Raw genomic sequence first — 16,486 nt, 5'->3', positions numbered from 1 at the left:
GGTCGAGGTCTTGACCTAAAAAGATTTAGTAAGAGTTATTATTGGAATATTAAAGTCGATTCAATGTGTAGTTTTGAGAGTACAATCTCAGATATAATCCTCGATGGCTCAATGGTAGAGCATTCGGCTGTTAACCGAAGGGTTGCTGGTTCGAGTCCAGCTCGGGGAGTTGGTTACAAGTTTATAAGGCCCGTTGGTCAAGCGGTTAAGACACCGCCCTTTCACGGCGGTAACAGGGGTTCGATTCCCCTACGGGTCATTCATAATTTTTTCGGTGGCGATGCGTCTATGGGTAACACCCGTTCCCATACCGAACACGATGGTTAAGACATAGACGGCTGATGGTACTTGGTGGGTGACTGCCTGGGAGAGTAAGTGGCTGCCGAATTAATTAATTTACTTGAATAAAACTTTACAGTAATGTATAATATTATTATATAGGGCGCCATAGCCAAGTGGTAAGGCAGAGGTCTGCAACACCTTCATCATCGGTTCAAATCCGATTGGCGCCTTTTAAATTCAATATTTATTTGTCAAATGACGCGGAGTGGAGCAGTCTGGTAGCTCGTCGGGCTCATAACCCGAAGGTCAGAGGTTCAAATCCTCTCTCCGCAATTCATATGCCGGAGTGGCGGAACTGGCAGACGCACAGGACTTAAAATCCTGCGATCTTTACCGATCGTACCGGTTCGATTCCGGTCTCCGGCATCAGACAAGCTCTTTGAGATTTACTCAAAGAGCTTGTTTTTTTATTATGATTTTCCTAACGAAACGGACTTCCAGAGGAAGCCGCAGCAATGCAACTTTTATTCTTCTCTAGGAAAGTTCTTTGAATAAAATGAATTAAAAGCGTCTTCATTCACGTCAGTGAAACTTTCCTGCCGAAACAAGCTGCTACGCAAACGTGACGGAGGCACTCTTAATCATGTCTAGAAATATTGATCGACTAATAGAGAAGCCATGCCTAGTGCTATTGAATAATTACCAAACTTTCCACCACGGACAAAATCAATTTTGATTCCATGATCATAAACAACCTTCGTACACTTTTCATAAAAGATATTTGAATATTGTATAATTGGACCACTTAAGATAACAAGTGATGGATCCATTAAGGTAATATAATTACATAGCCCTAATCCAAATATGGTTGCAGATTCATTAATAATCTGAGATGCAATAGGATCTCCAGTTTCACCAGCAGATAAAATGTCAGTAAAGGTAATAGAGTCCGAAGACTTATTAATAAAGTTGTTTTGACATAGTTTTATTTTATTTCTATAGTGGTCTACGATAGCTTGAATAGAAGAATAACATTCAAGGCAACCATATTTACCACAGTAACACTGTTCACCATCAAAATTGATAATCATATGTCCGAAATTATCATTGGCATCATTAATACTTCTCACAATATGGCTAGATGATATAGCACCTGTTCGAATACCAACCCCGCAGTTGAAATAGGCTAAATTATCATAACCCCTTCCAATACCAAATAGGTGCTCACCTTTGATAGCACCATTGGTACCATTATCTAATAAGATGGGAAGGTCTCCATATTGTTTTTTAAAGATATCAATGATATGAGTCTCACTCCATCCTTTTGATGCAAAATTTCTTGGGTTTAAGATAATACCTTTCTGACGATTAAGTGGTCCAATGGTACCTATGCTCACACCAACAAGTTGACTTCTGCGGATTTTTTGCTCCTTCAGCATGACTTGAATCGCACTATGAATATCAAAAAAAGTTTTCTCAGGAATATGCTCAGCTGTCATTGAAAATGTTGATTCACATAGAAGATTCAGCTTGATATCACAAATAACGACGGTTGTATAAGTACGTGATATATCAATTCCAATAACATAGTATTTTAGTACGTTGATATCAAACAGTATAGGTTTCCTTCCACCACTGGATTCATCCAAACCGCATTCAACAATAATATGATGCTTTTTTAGAGGCTCCATAAATCGATTTAAGGTTGTTAATTTTAATCCCAGGCGTTCAACAATTTCATTTTTTGTAATGGGACCATCTTTATGGATAATATTTAAAACCATTTTGCTATCAAGCGATAATGATTGCATCATTTTTGTGAAGGTCATTGACTATCCTCAGTCCTTTCAATTGAATCTCATCATATGGGTATATTTATATAGATCTTTCGTTCATTAATATTCTCATATCTCATATATTATTGTAAATGGAAATGGCAAAAATGAAAAGGGGTTAAATATGAGTACTTATATTGGCATCTTCCCAGATACAAATGATATAAACAATAAAATAGAATTGAACAAAGATTATTATAATGCTATAGTAAATATAGGAGCAATTCCAATTATTTTACCTTATGCAGATCAGGTAAAACTAAAAGATGTTCTCCAAATAGTTGATGGTGTGCTTCTAACTGGCGGTGATGATATCGATCCTGCATTTATTGACGAAGAGCCTTTAAGAAGTCTAGGTAAAGTGAATCCAGAAAGAGATATTAGAGAGTTGAGTATAGCTCGCTATTGCTTGGAGGAAGAGATACCACTATTAGGCATCTGTAAGGGAATGCAGGTGATGGGAATAGCATGTGGCGGACAATTATATCAGGATATATATAGCCAAAGGACGACCCATACTATTCAACATCAGCAAAAAGCCCCCTCATGGTATGGGTGGCATGAAATTCAGCTTGAGCAGGATACCAATCTATACGGTATCATTCAAAAGACTTCAGTAAGAGTAAACTCATTCCACCATCAAGGGATGAAAGCATGTGGTGAACTATTAAAGGTATGTGCCAGAAGTAAAGATAACCTTATTGAAGCGATTGAACATCCAGAGCATCCCTTCTATATTGGAGTACAATGGCATCCAGAGAGAATGTTTCTTAAGAGCAGTGAACAACAACAATTATTCAAAGCATTTTTTAAATGCGCAAAAAACTATAGGAGGAATAGAGATGGATCTTAAAATAGGTGATCAAGTTAAAATGAAGAAACCTCATCCTTGTGGTAGCCATGAGTGGCAAGTGTTACGTACAGGTATTGACTTTCGTATTAAATGTCTTGGATGTGGTCATGAAGTAATGGTACCTAGAAAAAAGTTTGAGAAAAACATTAAAGCAATCATAAATCAAGAAGAGCAGTAAGAGATTCCTAATAGGGCTTACTGCTCTTTTTTCTATAAGTAGTAGGTGTAAGATGATACCTCATTTTGAAGAGTCTACTGAAGTAATAAGAATCATTGACACCAACTTGGTGAGCAATTTCTTTAATGGAAAGAGAAGTATAGGTAAGGAGTTCTTTAGCCTTAGATAAGCGATAGTCAATAACATAGTCCATAATGGTTTGTCCGGTTTCAGCTTTAAATTGTTTCATTAGCGATTCTTTATGAATACCAGTATAAGTACTTATATCTTCTAGAGTGATTTTTTTATGATAATTGCACTTCACATAATGATCAACAAGATGACAAAGATTGGAGGCGTTATTCATAGGCTCACAATACTTTAAAAGCGTTAAAATAATTTGCTCCATATGGATCTTGCATGATAGTTGCCAGTAATCTTCTTTCTGATGAAAAGCATTATAAAGATCTAAAACACACTTGTTCAATTCATCTCCTTTAAGCTGTATGAAGTAAGGAATAACTAAATTATTATTTATAATAATTTGAGGTCGAATTAAGTGGGAATCAGCTAAGTGAGTCTGATAGAGAGAGTCACTTTTTTCTGTTATATAAGTCAAGAGTTCATCCTTTTCGTGTGTATGATAACGAATAAAATCAAAATGAACCCAATATAGATCATAGTGCTTATCTAAATCAATAAATAAGCGAGTAGGTATATTAGGTGGGATAAAAAGAATGGAGTTATTCATCAGATGATGCTTCTGGCCACCAATAATCATCCATCCTGAACCTTCTCTGCAATAAATCAGTTCATAATCATAAAGACGTCGGTCCTGATTAGGCCATTGTTGATCACCCTGTTGACCAACACCGCGTACAAAAGGGTTGAGTTCTAAAGTATGTAGGTTAATCCATGTCATAATCCCTACCTCCTAAGACTATTATTGTTCATCTATTTTTGGATATTCTCCATTTTTATCTGCCAAAATACAGTACATAATTAGAATAGCACAAAGTAAAATATATTAAAATAAAATATTAATAACATTAGGGGGCGTAGTGATGAATGTACTAACGATTAAGGGAGACCAATTCTATATGGGTGATGTACCTATTAGCATACGGTCTGGTGCTTTACACTATTTTCGAACTGTACCAGAATATTGGGAGGATCGTTTAAAGAAGCTTAAAGCTTGTGGATTCAATACAGTAGAAACTTATGTGCCTTGGAATTTACATGAACCAGTTGAAGACCAATATAATTTTGAGGGTATATTAAATCTTTGTCAATTTATTCAGCTTGCTAAAGCATTGGATTTGTGGGTAATTATTAGGCCAGGACCTTATATTTGTGCAGAATGGGATTTTGGGGGGCTGCCCCCTTGGCTAATGAAGTATAATATTCGTTTACGATGCTATGATCCACTTTATCTAGAAAAAGTAGACCGGTATTTTGATATTCTAATGGATAAGTGTAGACCCTATTTAAGTACAAATGGAGGACCTATAATAGCTATGCAAGTAGAGAATGAGTATGGGAGTTATGGCAATGATAAAAGGTATTTGCATCATTTGCATGAGGGTTTAATCCGAAGGGGAATAGATGTACTTTTATTTACTTCTGACGGGCCTACAGATTTAATGCTTCAAGGTGGAACCTTAGGTAAAGTGCTTAAGACAGTTAACTTTGGGTCAAAGGCTATAGAGGGATTTGAAAAACTAAGAGAATATGAAAAGGGACCTCTCATGTGTATGGAATTTTGGGCAGGGTGGTTTGATGCTTGGGGAAATGAAAAAGTAAGAAGAGATCCAAAGGATGTAGAAAAGACTTTAAGAGACATGTTGAATCAAGGAGCTAGTGTTAATTTTTACATGTTTCATGGAGGTACTAATTTTGGATTTTTGAATGGAGCTAACGAAGATACTGAAAATGGTTATAAACCTCAATCAACTTCCTACGATTATGATGCACTCTTAACGGAATGTGGAGATATGACTGAAAAGTACAAAGTAGTTCAGAAAACTTTTAAAGAGTTTTTTAACATAACTGCCGATATAGAAGTATTTAATGTACCTAAAAAAAATTATGGTACTCTTGAGATTAATAAGAAAACTAACTTATTGGAAGAAATACAGCGTTTATCAGATGCTACTTTATCACCTTATCCAGTCACTTTTGAAGAATTAGAGCATTACTTTGGATTTGTATTGTATCGAACTATACTAAAAGGCGAATGTAAAAGAACAATTCGTGTTGATGGTTGTAGAGACCATGCATGGCTATATGTTAATGGTCAATATGCAGGATGTTTAGATAGAACTACAGGTGAAAATGGATTAGAAGTCGAATTAAAGGGTGAAGAAACTCGATTAGATATTTTAGTAGAAAATAGAGGTCGTGTTAACTATGGTTATGGTCTAGGTGAGCATAAAGGAATAACTAAAGGTGTACGTATAGATTATCAGTACCACTTCCACTGGGAAATTTATAAAGTTGATTTTGAGAAATTGAAAGAGTTAGAATGGAGTAATTATTATGATGACAGCGTAAATATGCCTGTTATTTGCGAGGCAAATTTTAATGTAGATGAAAAGGCAGATACCTTTATTAATATGCATGGATGGCATAGAGGTATTGTCTTCATTAATGGTTTTAATTTAGGACGATATGACCATCGCGGACCGCAAGAAACACTTTATATCCCAGCTCCACTCTTAAATGAAGGGGATAATCAGATTATGATATTTGAAGTGATGGATCAAGGTAATACCACAGCTTCTTTATGTGATTATCCATTATATAAGAAATAGTGGCCAATGATGTGTACATATATCATTTCAGGTCATTGTATGGTATAATTTACCTGAGCAAAATGATATTTTTATTAGTATTTAAGTAAGGGAGAGGTCTCACAATGAGAATAAAACGAATTAACTCCTCAGTACAGTTGAATAATCTGTTAGCAGATTGTACTGAGGTTAAACTTAATTGCTAGCAGTTACAACTGTGCTGATTTTTGATTGTAAATCATTATAATTAAAAATTTTAAGGAGTACAGTTATGAAACATTGTGCAGATAGTTTAAAAACAAATAAATTACTAATTACTTTCTATATATTAATAGGTATAACATTAGCTTTATTAAATGCCTATAGTGCTACGTTATTTCAAAAAGTCATAGATACTTTTGGAGACAAAACTCTTTTTAATGAAACAATATGGATTTATGGCTTTGTTTTAATACTGATATGTGGGCTTGATTACTTTGATGAATATCCAAGTTGTAGATTATCTGAAAGTATATATTATGACTTTAAGATAAAAGCATTGAAAAAAATGAGTACCATAGACTATCAATATTATCAATCATTAGGAACAGGTGATTTGGTTCAAAAGATAGAAAATGGAGCTAATGCAGGTAGAAATATATTGTTTAATTTTTACTTTCGTTTAATAAGTGAATTGTTACCAAGCATTATTTTCAGTCTAATATTTATAGCCAAAATAGATAAGCATATAGTGGTTTACGTTATGGTAGGTTATGTCCTTATCTTCGTAATAACCAATATCTTGCTCAAATATTTGTATGAAATAAAAGCACATATCTTGAATAATGAGGAAATCTTTAATAAATATTTAGTTCGAGGGTTAATGGAATTAAGTGTTTTTAGAACTAACAAAAGGTATGACTATGAGATAAGTGAAACAACTCAGATATCTAAAGATATTACTCATTCAAAAACAAAGATGAAGTTAATTCATGAAGCGTTTTTCGCTATTTTTGCATTCTTCATCATCGTCATCAAAATAATTGTCATATGGGTAAGTTGGAGAAACAATGCATTATCAGTAGGCTCAGTAGTTGCATTACTTACATTGATTGATAAGGCTTACTCGCCAATTGCAATATTTAATGTATTGTTTGTACAATATAAATTGGATTGGAGTGCATATACAAGGTATACTGACCTATTGGATATGCCAGATGATGCAAGATTGGATTCTGGAAAAAAAGTTGATTTCTTAGAGGGAGGAATCCATTTTAAGAATGTATACTTTTCCTATGAGAAAAAGGCTATCTTTAAGGGTTTGTCCTTTGATATTCCACCGGGGAATTTTGTCGCTTTCGTAGGAGAAAGTGGTTCAGGAAAATCTACAGTGGTAAAACAAATTATGGGGTTGATAAAGCCAGAATCAGGTAGCATTTTTATTGATAGGAATGATTTATCAGAACTTAACTTAAATCACTTCTATAACAGTATTTCTTATACATCTCAAGAAGCCCCTATTTTTAGTGGTAGTTTACGGGAGAACATTGTCTTTGATAAAAATATTGCTGATAATAAAATTATGGAAGTATTAGAATATGTTGAATTAAATTCATTTTATTCTGCTCTACCAAAAGGACTTGATACTGAAGTTGGTGAAAGAGGTGTTAAGCTTTCAGGGGGAGAACGTCAAAGACTAGCATTAGCTAGAGTGTTCTTTGATGATGCCCATATTGTTATACTGGATGAAGCCACCTCAGCATTAGATAATATTACTGAAGAGCGAGTAATGAAGAATATGATGGAATTCTTAAAGAAAAAAACGATAATTACAATTGCTCATCGTTTAAATACAATAAAAAATGTTGATAAAATATATGTATTTAAAAATGGCGAAATTCTTGGAGTGGGTGGACTTAAGGAACTACTAGATAACAATCTATATTTCCAACAGTTATGGAATACTATGATGAAAAATTATAGTTAGATAGGACAGAGGCGAGCCCTAATGGGTTCGTCTTCTCTTTTTGAACAGAAAATACTTATTACTATTTTTAAAGCATAAAAAAGAATGTCTCCTTAGTGATTCGCTTCTAATATGAGACATTCTCTTATAAATTTAAACTTTTATAATTTCTTTTTTCATTTGAGGATAATCCGTTATAATAGCATTGACCCCTGCTTTGGATAACTTAATGGCATCATCTAACTTGTTAACGGTATATGTATTGATATCTTTTCCATACTGACTACATTGCTTCACAACTTCTTCGGTTATTGTTATGTAATAAGGGTGGAGTGCATTAGCTTTTAACTTATCAGCATAAAGCCAAGAATCAACCATAGAACATTGATGCAATACTCCTGTATAGATTTCTAGATCTAATGAACGTAACCTTAGGAGACAATAATGATCAAAGGATGATAAAAGACATTGATCTTTGATTTTATAAGTATTTATGAGTTCGATAACCTTTTCTTCAATATGGGGATATTCAACACTGCCAGCTTTAAATTCTATATTCAGTAAGAGTTCAGTACCACGTATCAAATCAAAAACCTCTTCTAATGATGGCAGATAACAATGGCTGAAACTAGGATTTTTCCAACTACCAGCATCTAAAGTTTGTAATTCTTCCATAGTAAAGTTTTTAATATACCCTGATCCATTTGTAGTACGATCTAGAGTAAAGTCATGACAAACGATAAGCTTTTGATCCTTTGTTAAGTGAATATCCAGTTCGATACCGTCACAATCTTGTTCAATTGCTTTTTCAAAAGCAAGCATAGTATTTTCAGGATATTCTCCTGATGAGCCTCGATGGCCAAAAATGAATGACATATAAATCCCTCCTAATGATTACGATCCCCAGTATTGATAAGTGAGGATGGTGTGATATCCTTATACTTTTTAAAAAGACGGCTAAAATAGTTCAGATCATTAAAACCTGTTTCCATAGCAACTTCAGTAACATTGAGAGTACTGTTTTTAAGTAAATGTTCGGCCTTATTAATGCGTATCTGATTAATGTAATCACCGGGTGACTTAGAGGTCGTTTCTTTAAAGACTCTACAAAAATGATAGCGACTCATATTAGCCATATTTGCTAACTCATCGATAGTCATTTTTTGACTTGAATTAATTTCAATATGATCTAAGATTGGGTTAATGCGTTTCAAATTCTTATCTCTTTTATGCAGCTGCTCTTCAGATAAATAGTCCTTTGTATAATGTCTTATGAGTAAGGATATTAAAGTGTATAAACAGCCTTTAATCTGAAGCTCATAGCCTAAATTCTTTGTACTATATTCTTTAATAATCGTATGAATACATGCATTAACATCTTTGTTCATATTGATCTTATTAGTAAATAATAACTGATTATTAATTAATGGTAAAATAAATTTTTTATCACAAGGATCCGATGAAGAACTTTTTAACAAAGCAGTATCAAATATAATACAATAATATTCTAATTCATCAGATAAACTTATACCTGAATGCATCTCATTACTGTTAACGATAACTAAATCATGTTCTTCCACTTGAAAAGAATCTAAGCCTATAGTCATTTCAGCCTTCCCAGATGTAAAGAACAATAGCTCGATGTGAGGGTGCCAGTGATTGACAATCATTTTTTTATTCTTTCTCAACTTAAAAGTTGGATGAATCTTTATAGGGAAGCTATAATCTGGCATATCCATTTCTTCAAAGAAAGTGTCATAAATATTTGACATTAATTACACCACACTTTTAATGGGTTATATGTTGGATTCCTTGTTCGATGATGTTGGATACATGCTCATCATCTAAAGAATAATAACTAAGTTTTCCTTCCTTGCGACATTTAACGATTTTATTCTGTCTAAGTATGCGCAATTGATGGGATACAGCAGGTTGATTCATATGAAGTAATAACGCAATATCATTAACGCATAACTCTTTCTTTAGCAGTAGGAACAATATTTTTATCCGCGTTTGGTCGCCAAATACTTTATAGAAAGATGACAGAGTTTCTGTAACAGATTCTTCAGGTAGGGTTTCGGCTAAATTTTCCGCTTCTCTGTCAAAGAATTTTGACATAAAATCACTCCGTTCATGTACTGATTTCTAGGTTTTTTTCATTCTAAAGGTTTCTATTTACTTTATTATACTACAAATACAGCAAAAATAAAATTATATTAATAATTGTTTAAATATGGAAAATATACCTTAATCATGATATAATGAGTAGGAGTAAGAAACTCAAAGTTTGTTGAAAGAGGTGTATCTTTTGTTTGCTCCTTATGAAATTGAAATAACACAAAAAATAAATGCAATTGAGGGACTTAAAAGCCAATTACTCATGGACGTTGCCCATCTATATACATATATGGCTGAAAATAAGGGTGTTTCTAAAGAAAAATATATAGATCTTTTCACAGATCTTGTTATAATTACTTATTTGCTATCGAAACAAATGGGGACAGATTATGAACTATTGAATAGAGAAATTATAAAAAAACTTAAATATACATTGATAGAAGATAGTAATAAAGAAAATTGGGCTGCAGACTTAAAAGAATTACTAACTCATTTTTCGATGTAAAGCCTAAAAGACTGAAATAGAGAGAAATGAAATGGGTATAAATAATTATAGATTTTTATTATTGAAAGATTTATGATATAATTGTAGTAGTTTTACCTCGATTAAAGGGGGTTTATTATGGATCACTCAAATAAGTTGAGTAAAAGAGTAGAGTTTTATTTAAGACTCTTTTATGTCTATGCAGCAATTTCATTGATTATCGTCCTTGTATCTTTTTACTTCAATGAAGTATGGGGTATCATTAATCTAATTATTTTTTTAGTTTTAGGGATAATCACATTTGTTGCATATCGCATTACGAGAAAGTATCTTGTTAACTATGTTAATGACTATGCCTTAAATTTAAGTCATATACAGAAGAACTTTATTGCAAATTTGAATTTACCTTATGTATTAGTTGACCTTGATGGATCAATTAGATGGTACAACAAAAGCTTTGAAGGACTATTCTTAGAAGAAGAGGATATCGAGATCAAACTGCAAAATAAAAACATCCATGCACTTATTAAAGATGTTCACGTTGACCAACTACCAAAAGATGATAATATGTCTTTTGAAAAAGACATCATGTTAAATAATAATTATTATGTTGTTAAAAGCAAATTAATAGAGGTAAATACAAAAAGTAAAACGAAGAAGAAAGAGCTTCTAGTTAATTCAAATCACTTATATGCCTTATGGTTTCATGATATAACAGACATTATTCACTTAAAGCAAGAGAATATTGATCAACAGACGTTGATATCTATTATGTTAATCGATAATTATGATGAGGTTATGCAAAGTGTTGATGATGTAAGGAAACCATTGATTGAAGCTATGATTTATAAAAAGCTTAGTGATATGGCTCTGGAACTACATGGTGTGGTTAGAAAACTTGAAAAAGATAAGTTTATTGTTCTGTTTCCAAACAAGAGTTTACGTATATTAGAGGAAAACAAATTCAGTATTCTAGATGAAATGCGTAAAATTAATTTAGGTAATGAACTTCCTGTAACACTTAGTATTGGTATAGGTGTAGGAGGGAAGGAATTATCAGAGTTAATGGAATTCGCAAGAGCTGCTATAGACCTTGCGTTAGGTCGTGGTGGTGACCAAGCCGTTATTAAAAATAATGATCGTTATGTTTTCTATGGTGGTAAGACAAAAGGGGTAGAGAAAAGTACACGTGTTAAAGCTCGTATTAAAGCCTATGCATTTAGAGAATTAATCGAGGAATCTGATCGTGTTCTTATCATGGGTCATATTAATGCTGATATTGATGCCTTTGGTGCTGCTATCGGCGTATACAGAGGGTGTAAACTCCTAGATAAGCCAGCCCATATTGTTCTAAATAGCTCAGAGAGTGCCGTTAATCTACTGTATCAACGTCTTCTTTTAGAAAAGGACTATGAAGAAGATATGATTATAGATAAAGTGGAAGCTGTTAATTTATCAGGTGATAAGACATTAATGGTTGTTGTAGACGTTAATCGACCAAGTTATGTAGAATGTCCAGAATTACTGGAGCTGAATAAGAATATTGTTGTATTTGACCATCATAGAACCAGTGTTGAGTATATACAAAATCCAGTGATCAGTTATGTAGAACCCTATGCATCCTCTACATGTGAAATGATTACTGAAATCTTACAATACATGATTGAGAAAGTAAAATTAAAAGATGTTGAAGCAGATGCATTATTTGCAGGGATAGCTATGGATACAAAGAATTTTACAGTTAAAACTGGTGTTAGAACCTTTGAAGCTGCTGCATTCCTGAGAAGACATGGTGCAGATAGTGTACGGGTTCGAGAACTATTTAAGAGTAGTATGTATTCTTATAGAGCTAAAACTACGATTGTAAGAGATGCAGAGACCTATAAGGGGAATCTTGCTATTTCAACATGTCCAGTTGGCGTTGATGAGCCTATTATTTTATCAGCACAGGCGGCTGATGAATTATTGAATATAGAAGGAATACGAGCTTCATTCGTACTTTGTGAAGTGGATGGCGTTATTATGATTAGTGCAAGATCTTTTGGTGACTTTAACGTCCAATTGATTATGGAAAAACTAGGCGGGGGTGGACACTTAACAGTGGCTGGAGCTCAGCTTAGAGATGAATCAATGGATAGTGCTGTGAATGTACTCAAATTGGCAATCGAAGATTATTTACAAGGAGGAAATTAACGTGGAGATAATTTTATTACAAGATGTAAAAAAACTTGGTAAAAAAGGTGAGTTAGTTAAAGTAAGTGATGGCTATGCCAAAAATTATATATTACCTAAAAAATTAGGGGTAGAAGCGACCAAATCAGCAAAAAATGATTTAATGTTAAAAGAAAAAGCAGATAATAAGAGAAAGCAAGAAGAATTTGAGGCTGCTAAACAGTTAGCAGAAGAATTAAAAGAGAAAAAAGTTGTCATTAGTGTTAAAGCAGGTGAAGGTGGCAGATTATTTGGTTCTGTTACGACTAAGGAAATTGCAAAGGCAGCTAAAGATCAACTTAAGCTTTCTTTAGATAAAAAGAAATTCCAATTAGATGAACCTATCCGTTCACTAGGTAATCATATTATACCAATCAAAATTCATCCTAAGGTAATGGGAGAATTGACAGTTACAGTTAAAGAATTATAGAAAACATCGAGGTGCTGCTATGGAAGAAAACAATATTAGGCGAATACCTCCTCATAGCGTCGAGGCAGAACAATCAGTTCTAGGTTCAATGTTAATTGATAGGGATGCCATTGCTTCAGCATCAGAAGTATTAAGTGGTGATGATTTTTATCGTCCAGATCACAAAATTATTTACGATGCCATGATAGAGCTTTATCAAAAGAATTCACCTGTAGATTTGGTTACCCTTAAAACTCGGATTGAAGAAAAGGGAGTACTAGATCAAATTGGAGGTATTAATTATTTATCCGACTTGGCTGCATCGGTACCAACATCTGTACACATTAAACAATATGTGAAGATTGTTGAAGATAAAGCTATGTTACGTCGTCTGATTAAAGCTAGCGATAATATTGCTGCCCTTAGTTATGGTGGTCAAGAAGATCTTGATGTCATTATGAGTCAGGCTGAAGAAGATATTTTTAATATATCTCAAGGTAGACGCTCAGAGGATTTTTCACATATACATGAAATTCTATTGAAATCATTTGATAAAATTGAAGCCTCAGCAAGAAATTCTGATAGTGTTACAGGTATTGCTACAGGTTTCTATGATTTAGATTATAAGACAGCTGGTTTACAGCCATCTGATATGGTTTTAATCGCTGCTAGACCTTCAATGGGTAAAACAGCCTTTGCCCTAAATGTAGCTCAATTTGCGGCTTTAAAAGGTAATGTACCAACGGCTATATTTAGTTTGGAGATGTCTAAGGAACAATTAGTTAACAGGATGCTTTGTTCAGAAGCGATGGTTGACGCTCAGAAATTACGTACAGGTGGTTTAGAAGATGAAGACTGGATTCGTATTGCTAGAGCAATGGGGCCCTTATCAGAAGCACCTATATATATTGATGATACACCAGGTATCAATATTATGGATATGCGAGCCAAATGCCGTAAGCTTAAAATGGAAAAGGGTTTAGGTCTTATCTTAATTGATTATTTACAGTTAATGACTGGTGCCGGTAAAATTGAATCCAGGCAACAAGAGATTTCAGAGATATCCAGATCCCTAAAAGCATTAGCTAGGGAAGTAAGTGCACCTGTAGTAGCATTATCTCAGTTATCAAGAGCTTGTGAATCAAGAGCGGACCACAGACCTATGCTTTCGGATCTGAGGGAATCTGGCGCCATTGAGCAGGATGCTGATGTGGTGATGTTCCTTTATAGAGATGAGTATTATAATCCTGATACAGAAGCTAAAAATCAAGGCGAATTAATTATAGCCAAACAAAGGAATGGTCCAACAGGAACAATTCATTTAGCATGGCTTGGTCAATATACAAAGTTTGCTAACTTGCAAAATGAGTAAAATGATAATGGAGCTTATGGAAACCATAGGCTCCTATTGTATTTGTATAAATATCTTAAAGTCTATCCCCTATAGATATCCTAGAGTAGTTTAATTGAGACTTACAAGATTGCAAAATAAAAAACGCTACAAAAGTAGCGTTTGACGACTTTAAGTCGTTTACTTATTAGGCTTTAGGAGCGTCTACTGGACAAACGTCAGCGCAAGCGCCACAATCGATACATTCGTCAGCATTGATAACGTATTTGTCATCTCCTTCAGAAATACATGATACAGGACATTCTGGTTCGCATGCACCACAGCTGATGCATTCGTCATTAATAGTATATGCCATTAAGAGCACCTCCCATTATTTTTTATTTACAGGCTTATTTTATAACAAGATTGACTACAATACAAGTAAAAATTTGAGTTTTAGTTATAATTTTTCTGTTCATGGAATAATAATGAAAACAGTTTTCATTCATACTATATATTGAACTTGTTTTTTATTATTTTTCTAATAAAATCCAATATATTTTTCTTTGTATGGTGAGATTAATCACTTTAATTAAACCTATATATATTATAGTCAATTACAACAAGAATTATTAAATTTTCTTTACAAAGAATCGTAAACCTTATGGGAGTATTGCATTGAGATTTTTCATTAAACCCTAATAATGTTAAAGTCCTTTGGTCAATTAATATAAATATTTTAGAGAGGTGATATTAAAAATGACTGAGAAAGAAAAAATGATAGCAGGAGAATATTACTCAGTTTTTGATTCAGAGTTAGATAAAGATCGGCAGAAAGCAAAATCCTTATGTCATAGCATCAATCAATTGGATCCATTAAAGGTTAAAGATAGGATGAATTATTTCAAAGAACTGATGAATTGCGATGATACAGCTTATATTGAAGCACCTTTTTATTGCGCTTATGGATATAACATTAAAGTGGGTAAACGCTTCTTTGCTAATCATAACTGTGTTATTCTGGATGCTAATAAGGTGGATATTGGTGATTATGTCATGATTGGACCTCATGTGCAGATTGCAGCAGCTTGTCATCCATTAGATCCACAAGAAAGAAGAGAAGGGCTGGAGTTCAGTAAACCTATCAAAATAGAAGATGATGTATGGATTGGTGCCAGTGCTGTTATTCTACCTGGTGTAACAATTGGTAAAGGATCTGTCGTTGGAGCAGGAAGTGTAGTTACAAAAGATGTACCATCTAATGTAGTAGTAGCAGGTAATCCAGCTAAGATTATAAAGAAAGTAGATACAAAAAAAGCGACCTAGGTCGCTTTTTTAGTGGAGTTGTACAGGTAGGTCATAGCTATTTAATAGATCAATTACTTCATCTAATAAGTTTTTATCTGGTTCTTTTGTTTCACTCAACGTATATTTATATCCAAGTTCTTCCCACTTGTATTCACCCATTTTGTGGAAAGGTAAGATCTCTAGTTTTTCTAGGTTGTCAAAGCTCTGAAGGTATTCACCTAAAGCCTTTATGGCATCTATATTATCACTAAGTCCGGGTACCAACACATATCTCACCCATAGAGGCTTATTGATTTCCTTCAGATAATTGGCGAATTTTAAGGTAGGGGCTAAAGAAACCTTAGTAATTTCTGTATACCGTTTTGGGTCCATGTTTTTTATATCAAGTAAGACAAGATCCGTGTACTCTAGTACATCCTTTACAGTATCAACATCTATAAATCCCGATGTATCCAAAGCAGTGTGTATACCTTCTTCTTGACAGCGTTTGAAGAGATCTTTAACAAACTCAGGTTGTAAAAGTGGATCGCCACCAGATGCTGTTACTCCACCCTTAGAGAATTTCATATAGGACTTATATTTAATAATATCCTCTATGAGTTCACTGGTGGTTATACTCTTACCATTATCCAGCTTCCAGGTATCTGGATTATGACAATACTGGCATCTTAATGGACAGCCTTGTGTAAAAATAACATAACGAATACCTGGACCATCAACAGTACCACAGGTTTCAATGGAATGTATTTTTCCCGTTACCAT

16 protein-coding genes, 5 tRNA genes and 1 rRNA gene are annotated in these 16,486 nt (G+C 33.8%); 15 read left to right on the top strand and 7 right to left on the bottom strand.

The window, feature by feature from the left end:
- Positions 1 to 97 precede the first annotated feature (97 nt).
- The 6 genes from C1Y58_RS17465 (at position 98) to C1Y58_RS17440 (ending at position 708) form a co-directional block, all read left to right on the top strand.
- A tRNA-Asn gene (locus tag C1Y58_RS17465) sits at positions 98 to 169 on the top strand.
- An 18-nt stretch (positions 170 to 187) separates the two neighbouring features.
- Positions 188 to 259: transfer RNA gene (locus C1Y58_RS17460), tRNA-Glu, on the top strand.
- A gap of 11 nt (positions 260 to 270) precedes the next feature.
- Positions 271 to 388 (top strand): 5S ribosomal RNA (rrf, locus tag C1Y58_RS17455).
- Positions 389 to 441: 53 nt separating this feature from the next.
- Positions 442 to 512, top strand: a tRNA-Cys gene (locus C1Y58_RS17450).
- A 29-nt stretch (positions 513 to 541) separates the two neighbouring features.
- A tRNA-Met gene (locus tag C1Y58_RS17445) sits at positions 542 to 615 on the top strand.
- A gap of 7 nt (positions 616 to 622) precedes the next feature.
- Positions 623 to 708 (top strand) — tRNA-Leu (locus C1Y58_RS17440).
- A 221-nt stretch (positions 709 to 929) separates the two neighbouring features.
- On the opposite strand, the gene C1Y58_RS17435 is transcribed toward C1Y58_RS17440, so the two are convergent.
- The gene (locus tag C1Y58_RS17435) at positions 930 to 2,111 is read right to left on the bottom strand and encodes an ROK family transcriptional regulator (protein WP_105617387.1); all 1,182 of its coding nucleotides are present in this window, start codon (positions 2,109 to 2,111) and stop codon (positions 930 to 932) included.
- Between the two features lie 130 nt (positions 2,112 to 2,241).
- Between C1Y58_RS17435 and C1Y58_RS17430 the strand changes: the two genes are divergently transcribed.
- Positions 2,242 to 2,970, top strand: a complete 729-nt coding sequence (locus C1Y58_RS17430; RefSeq protein WP_105617385.1) for a gamma-glutamyl-gamma-aminobutyrate hydrolase family protein — start codon at positions 2,242 to 2,244, stop codon at positions 2,968 to 2,970.
- Positions 2,960 to 3,148, top strand: coding sequence for a DUF951 domain-containing protein (locus C1Y58_RS17425; RefSeq protein WP_105617384.1), 189 nt, complete (start codon positions 2,960 to 2,962; stop codon positions 3,146 to 3,148). Before C1Y58_RS17430 ends, C1Y58_RS17425 begins: the two co-directional genes overlap by 11 nt.
- 7 nt (positions 3,149 to 3,155) lie before the next feature.
- Here the strand turns inward: C1Y58_RS17425 and C1Y58_RS17420 are convergent, their stop codons facing one another.
- The gene (locus C1Y58_RS17420) at positions 3,156 to 4,049 is read right to left on the bottom strand and encodes a helix-turn-helix transcriptional regulator (protein ID WP_105617383.1); all 894 of its coding nucleotides are present in this window, start codon (positions 4,047 to 4,049) and stop codon (positions 3,156 to 3,158) included.
- Between the two features lie 142 nt (positions 4,050 to 4,191).
- Between C1Y58_RS17420 and C1Y58_RS17415 the strand changes: the two genes are divergently transcribed.
- Entirely contained in the window at positions 4,192 to 5,940 is a 1,749-nt protein-coding gene (locus C1Y58_RS17415) for a glycoside hydrolase family 35 protein (RefSeq protein WP_105617381.1), read from the top strand.
- A 250-nt stretch (positions 5,941 to 6,190) separates the two neighbouring features.
- A complete protein-coding gene (locus tag C1Y58_RS17410) occupies positions 6,191 to 7,885 on the top strand; it encodes an ABC transporter ATP-binding protein (RefSeq protein WP_105617379.1) in 1,695 nt (564 codons plus the stop codon).
- A gap of 132 nt (positions 7,886 to 8,017) precedes the next feature.
- On the opposite strand, the gene C1Y58_RS17405 is transcribed toward C1Y58_RS17410, so the two are convergent.
- The 3 genes from C1Y58_RS17405 to C1Y58_RS17395 are packed head-to-tail and all read right to left on the bottom strand — an operon-like array spanning position 8,018 to position 9,982.
- Positions 8,018 to 8,740, bottom strand: a complete 723-nt coding sequence (locus tag C1Y58_RS17405; RefSeq protein WP_105617378.1) for a glycerophosphodiester phosphodiesterase — start codon at positions 8,738 to 8,740, stop codon at positions 8,018 to 8,020.
- 11 nt (positions 8,741 to 8,751) lie between these two features.
- Positions 8,752 to 9,636 carry an AraC family transcriptional regulator gene (locus C1Y58_RS17400; protein ID WP_105617376.1) on the bottom strand — a complete coding sequence of 295 codons (885 nt, stop codon included), beginning with the start codon at positions 9,634 to 9,636 and terminating at the stop codon, positions 8,752 to 8,754.
- A gap of 16 nt (positions 9,637 to 9,652) precedes the next feature.
- On the bottom strand, positions 9,653 to 9,982 hold the full coding sequence (locus tag C1Y58_RS17395) for an ArsR/SmtB family transcription factor (RefSeq protein ID WP_105617374.1): 330 nt from the start codon (positions 9,980 to 9,982) through the stop codon (positions 9,653 to 9,655).
- Between the two features lie 190 nt (positions 9,983 to 10,172).
- Between C1Y58_RS17395 and C1Y58_RS17390 the strand changes: the two genes are divergently transcribed.
- The 4 genes from C1Y58_RS17390 (at position 10,173) to dnaB (ending at position 14,458) form a co-directional block, all read left to right on the top strand.
- Entirely contained in the window at positions 10,173 to 10,487 is a 315-nt protein-coding gene (locus tag C1Y58_RS17390; RefSeq protein WP_157950176.1) for a MazG-like family protein, read from the top strand.
- A gap of 117 nt (positions 10,488 to 10,604) precedes the next feature.
- Positions 10,605 to 12,659, top strand: coding sequence for a DHH family phosphoesterase (locus tag C1Y58_RS17385; RefSeq protein ID WP_105617371.1), 2,055 nt, complete (start codon positions 10,605 to 10,607; stop codon positions 12,657 to 12,659).
- Position 12,660: 1 nt separating this feature from the next.
- Entirely contained in the window at positions 12,661 to 13,107 is a 447-nt protein-coding gene (rplI, locus tag C1Y58_RS17380) for a 50S ribosomal protein L9 (RefSeq protein WP_105617369.1), read from the top strand.
- A gap of 19 nt (positions 13,108 to 13,126) precedes the next feature.
- Positions 13,127 to 14,458: a replicative DNA helicase gene (gene dnaB / locus C1Y58_RS17375; protein ID WP_105617367.1), complete on the top strand. Its 1,332-nt coding sequence runs from the start codon at positions 13,127 to 13,129 to the stop codon at positions 14,456 to 14,458.
- Between the two features lie 166 nt (positions 14,459 to 14,624).
- On the opposite strand, the gene C1Y58_RS17370 is transcribed toward dnaB, so the two are convergent.
- Positions 14,625 to 14,792 (bottom strand): DUF362 domain-containing protein, encoded by a 168-nt coding sequence (locus tag C1Y58_RS17370; RefSeq protein WP_105617366.1) that lies wholly within the window; start codon positions 14,790 to 14,792, stop codon positions 14,625 to 14,627.
- Positions 14,793 to 15,175: 383 nt separating this feature from the next.
- On the opposite strand from C1Y58_RS17370, the gene C1Y58_RS17365 reads away from it, so the two are divergent.
- Positions 15,176 to 15,742: a sugar O-acetyltransferase gene (locus tag C1Y58_RS17365; RefSeq protein WP_105617365.1), complete on the top strand. Its 567-nt coding sequence runs from the start codon at positions 15,176 to 15,178 to the stop codon at positions 15,740 to 15,742.
- Positions 15,743 to 15,751: 9 nt separating this feature from the next.
- Here the strand turns inward: C1Y58_RS17365 and pflA are convergent, their stop codons facing one another.
- Positions 15,752 to 16,486 carry a pyruvate formate-lyase-activating protein gene (gene pflA / locus C1Y58_RS17360; protein WP_105617363.1) on the bottom strand — a complete coding sequence of 245 codons (735 nt, stop codon included), beginning with the start codon at positions 16,484 to 16,486 and terminating at the stop codon, positions 15,752 to 15,754.

This window comes from Vallitalea okinawensis, assembly GCF_002964605.1.
Lineage (GTDB): Bacteria > Bacillota > Clostridia > Lachnospirales > PQDH01 > Vallitalea_A > Vallitalea_A okinawensis.
The sequence above is the reverse complement of the archived record's forward strand: the minus strand, read 5'-3'. Positions and strand labels throughout refer to the sequence as shown.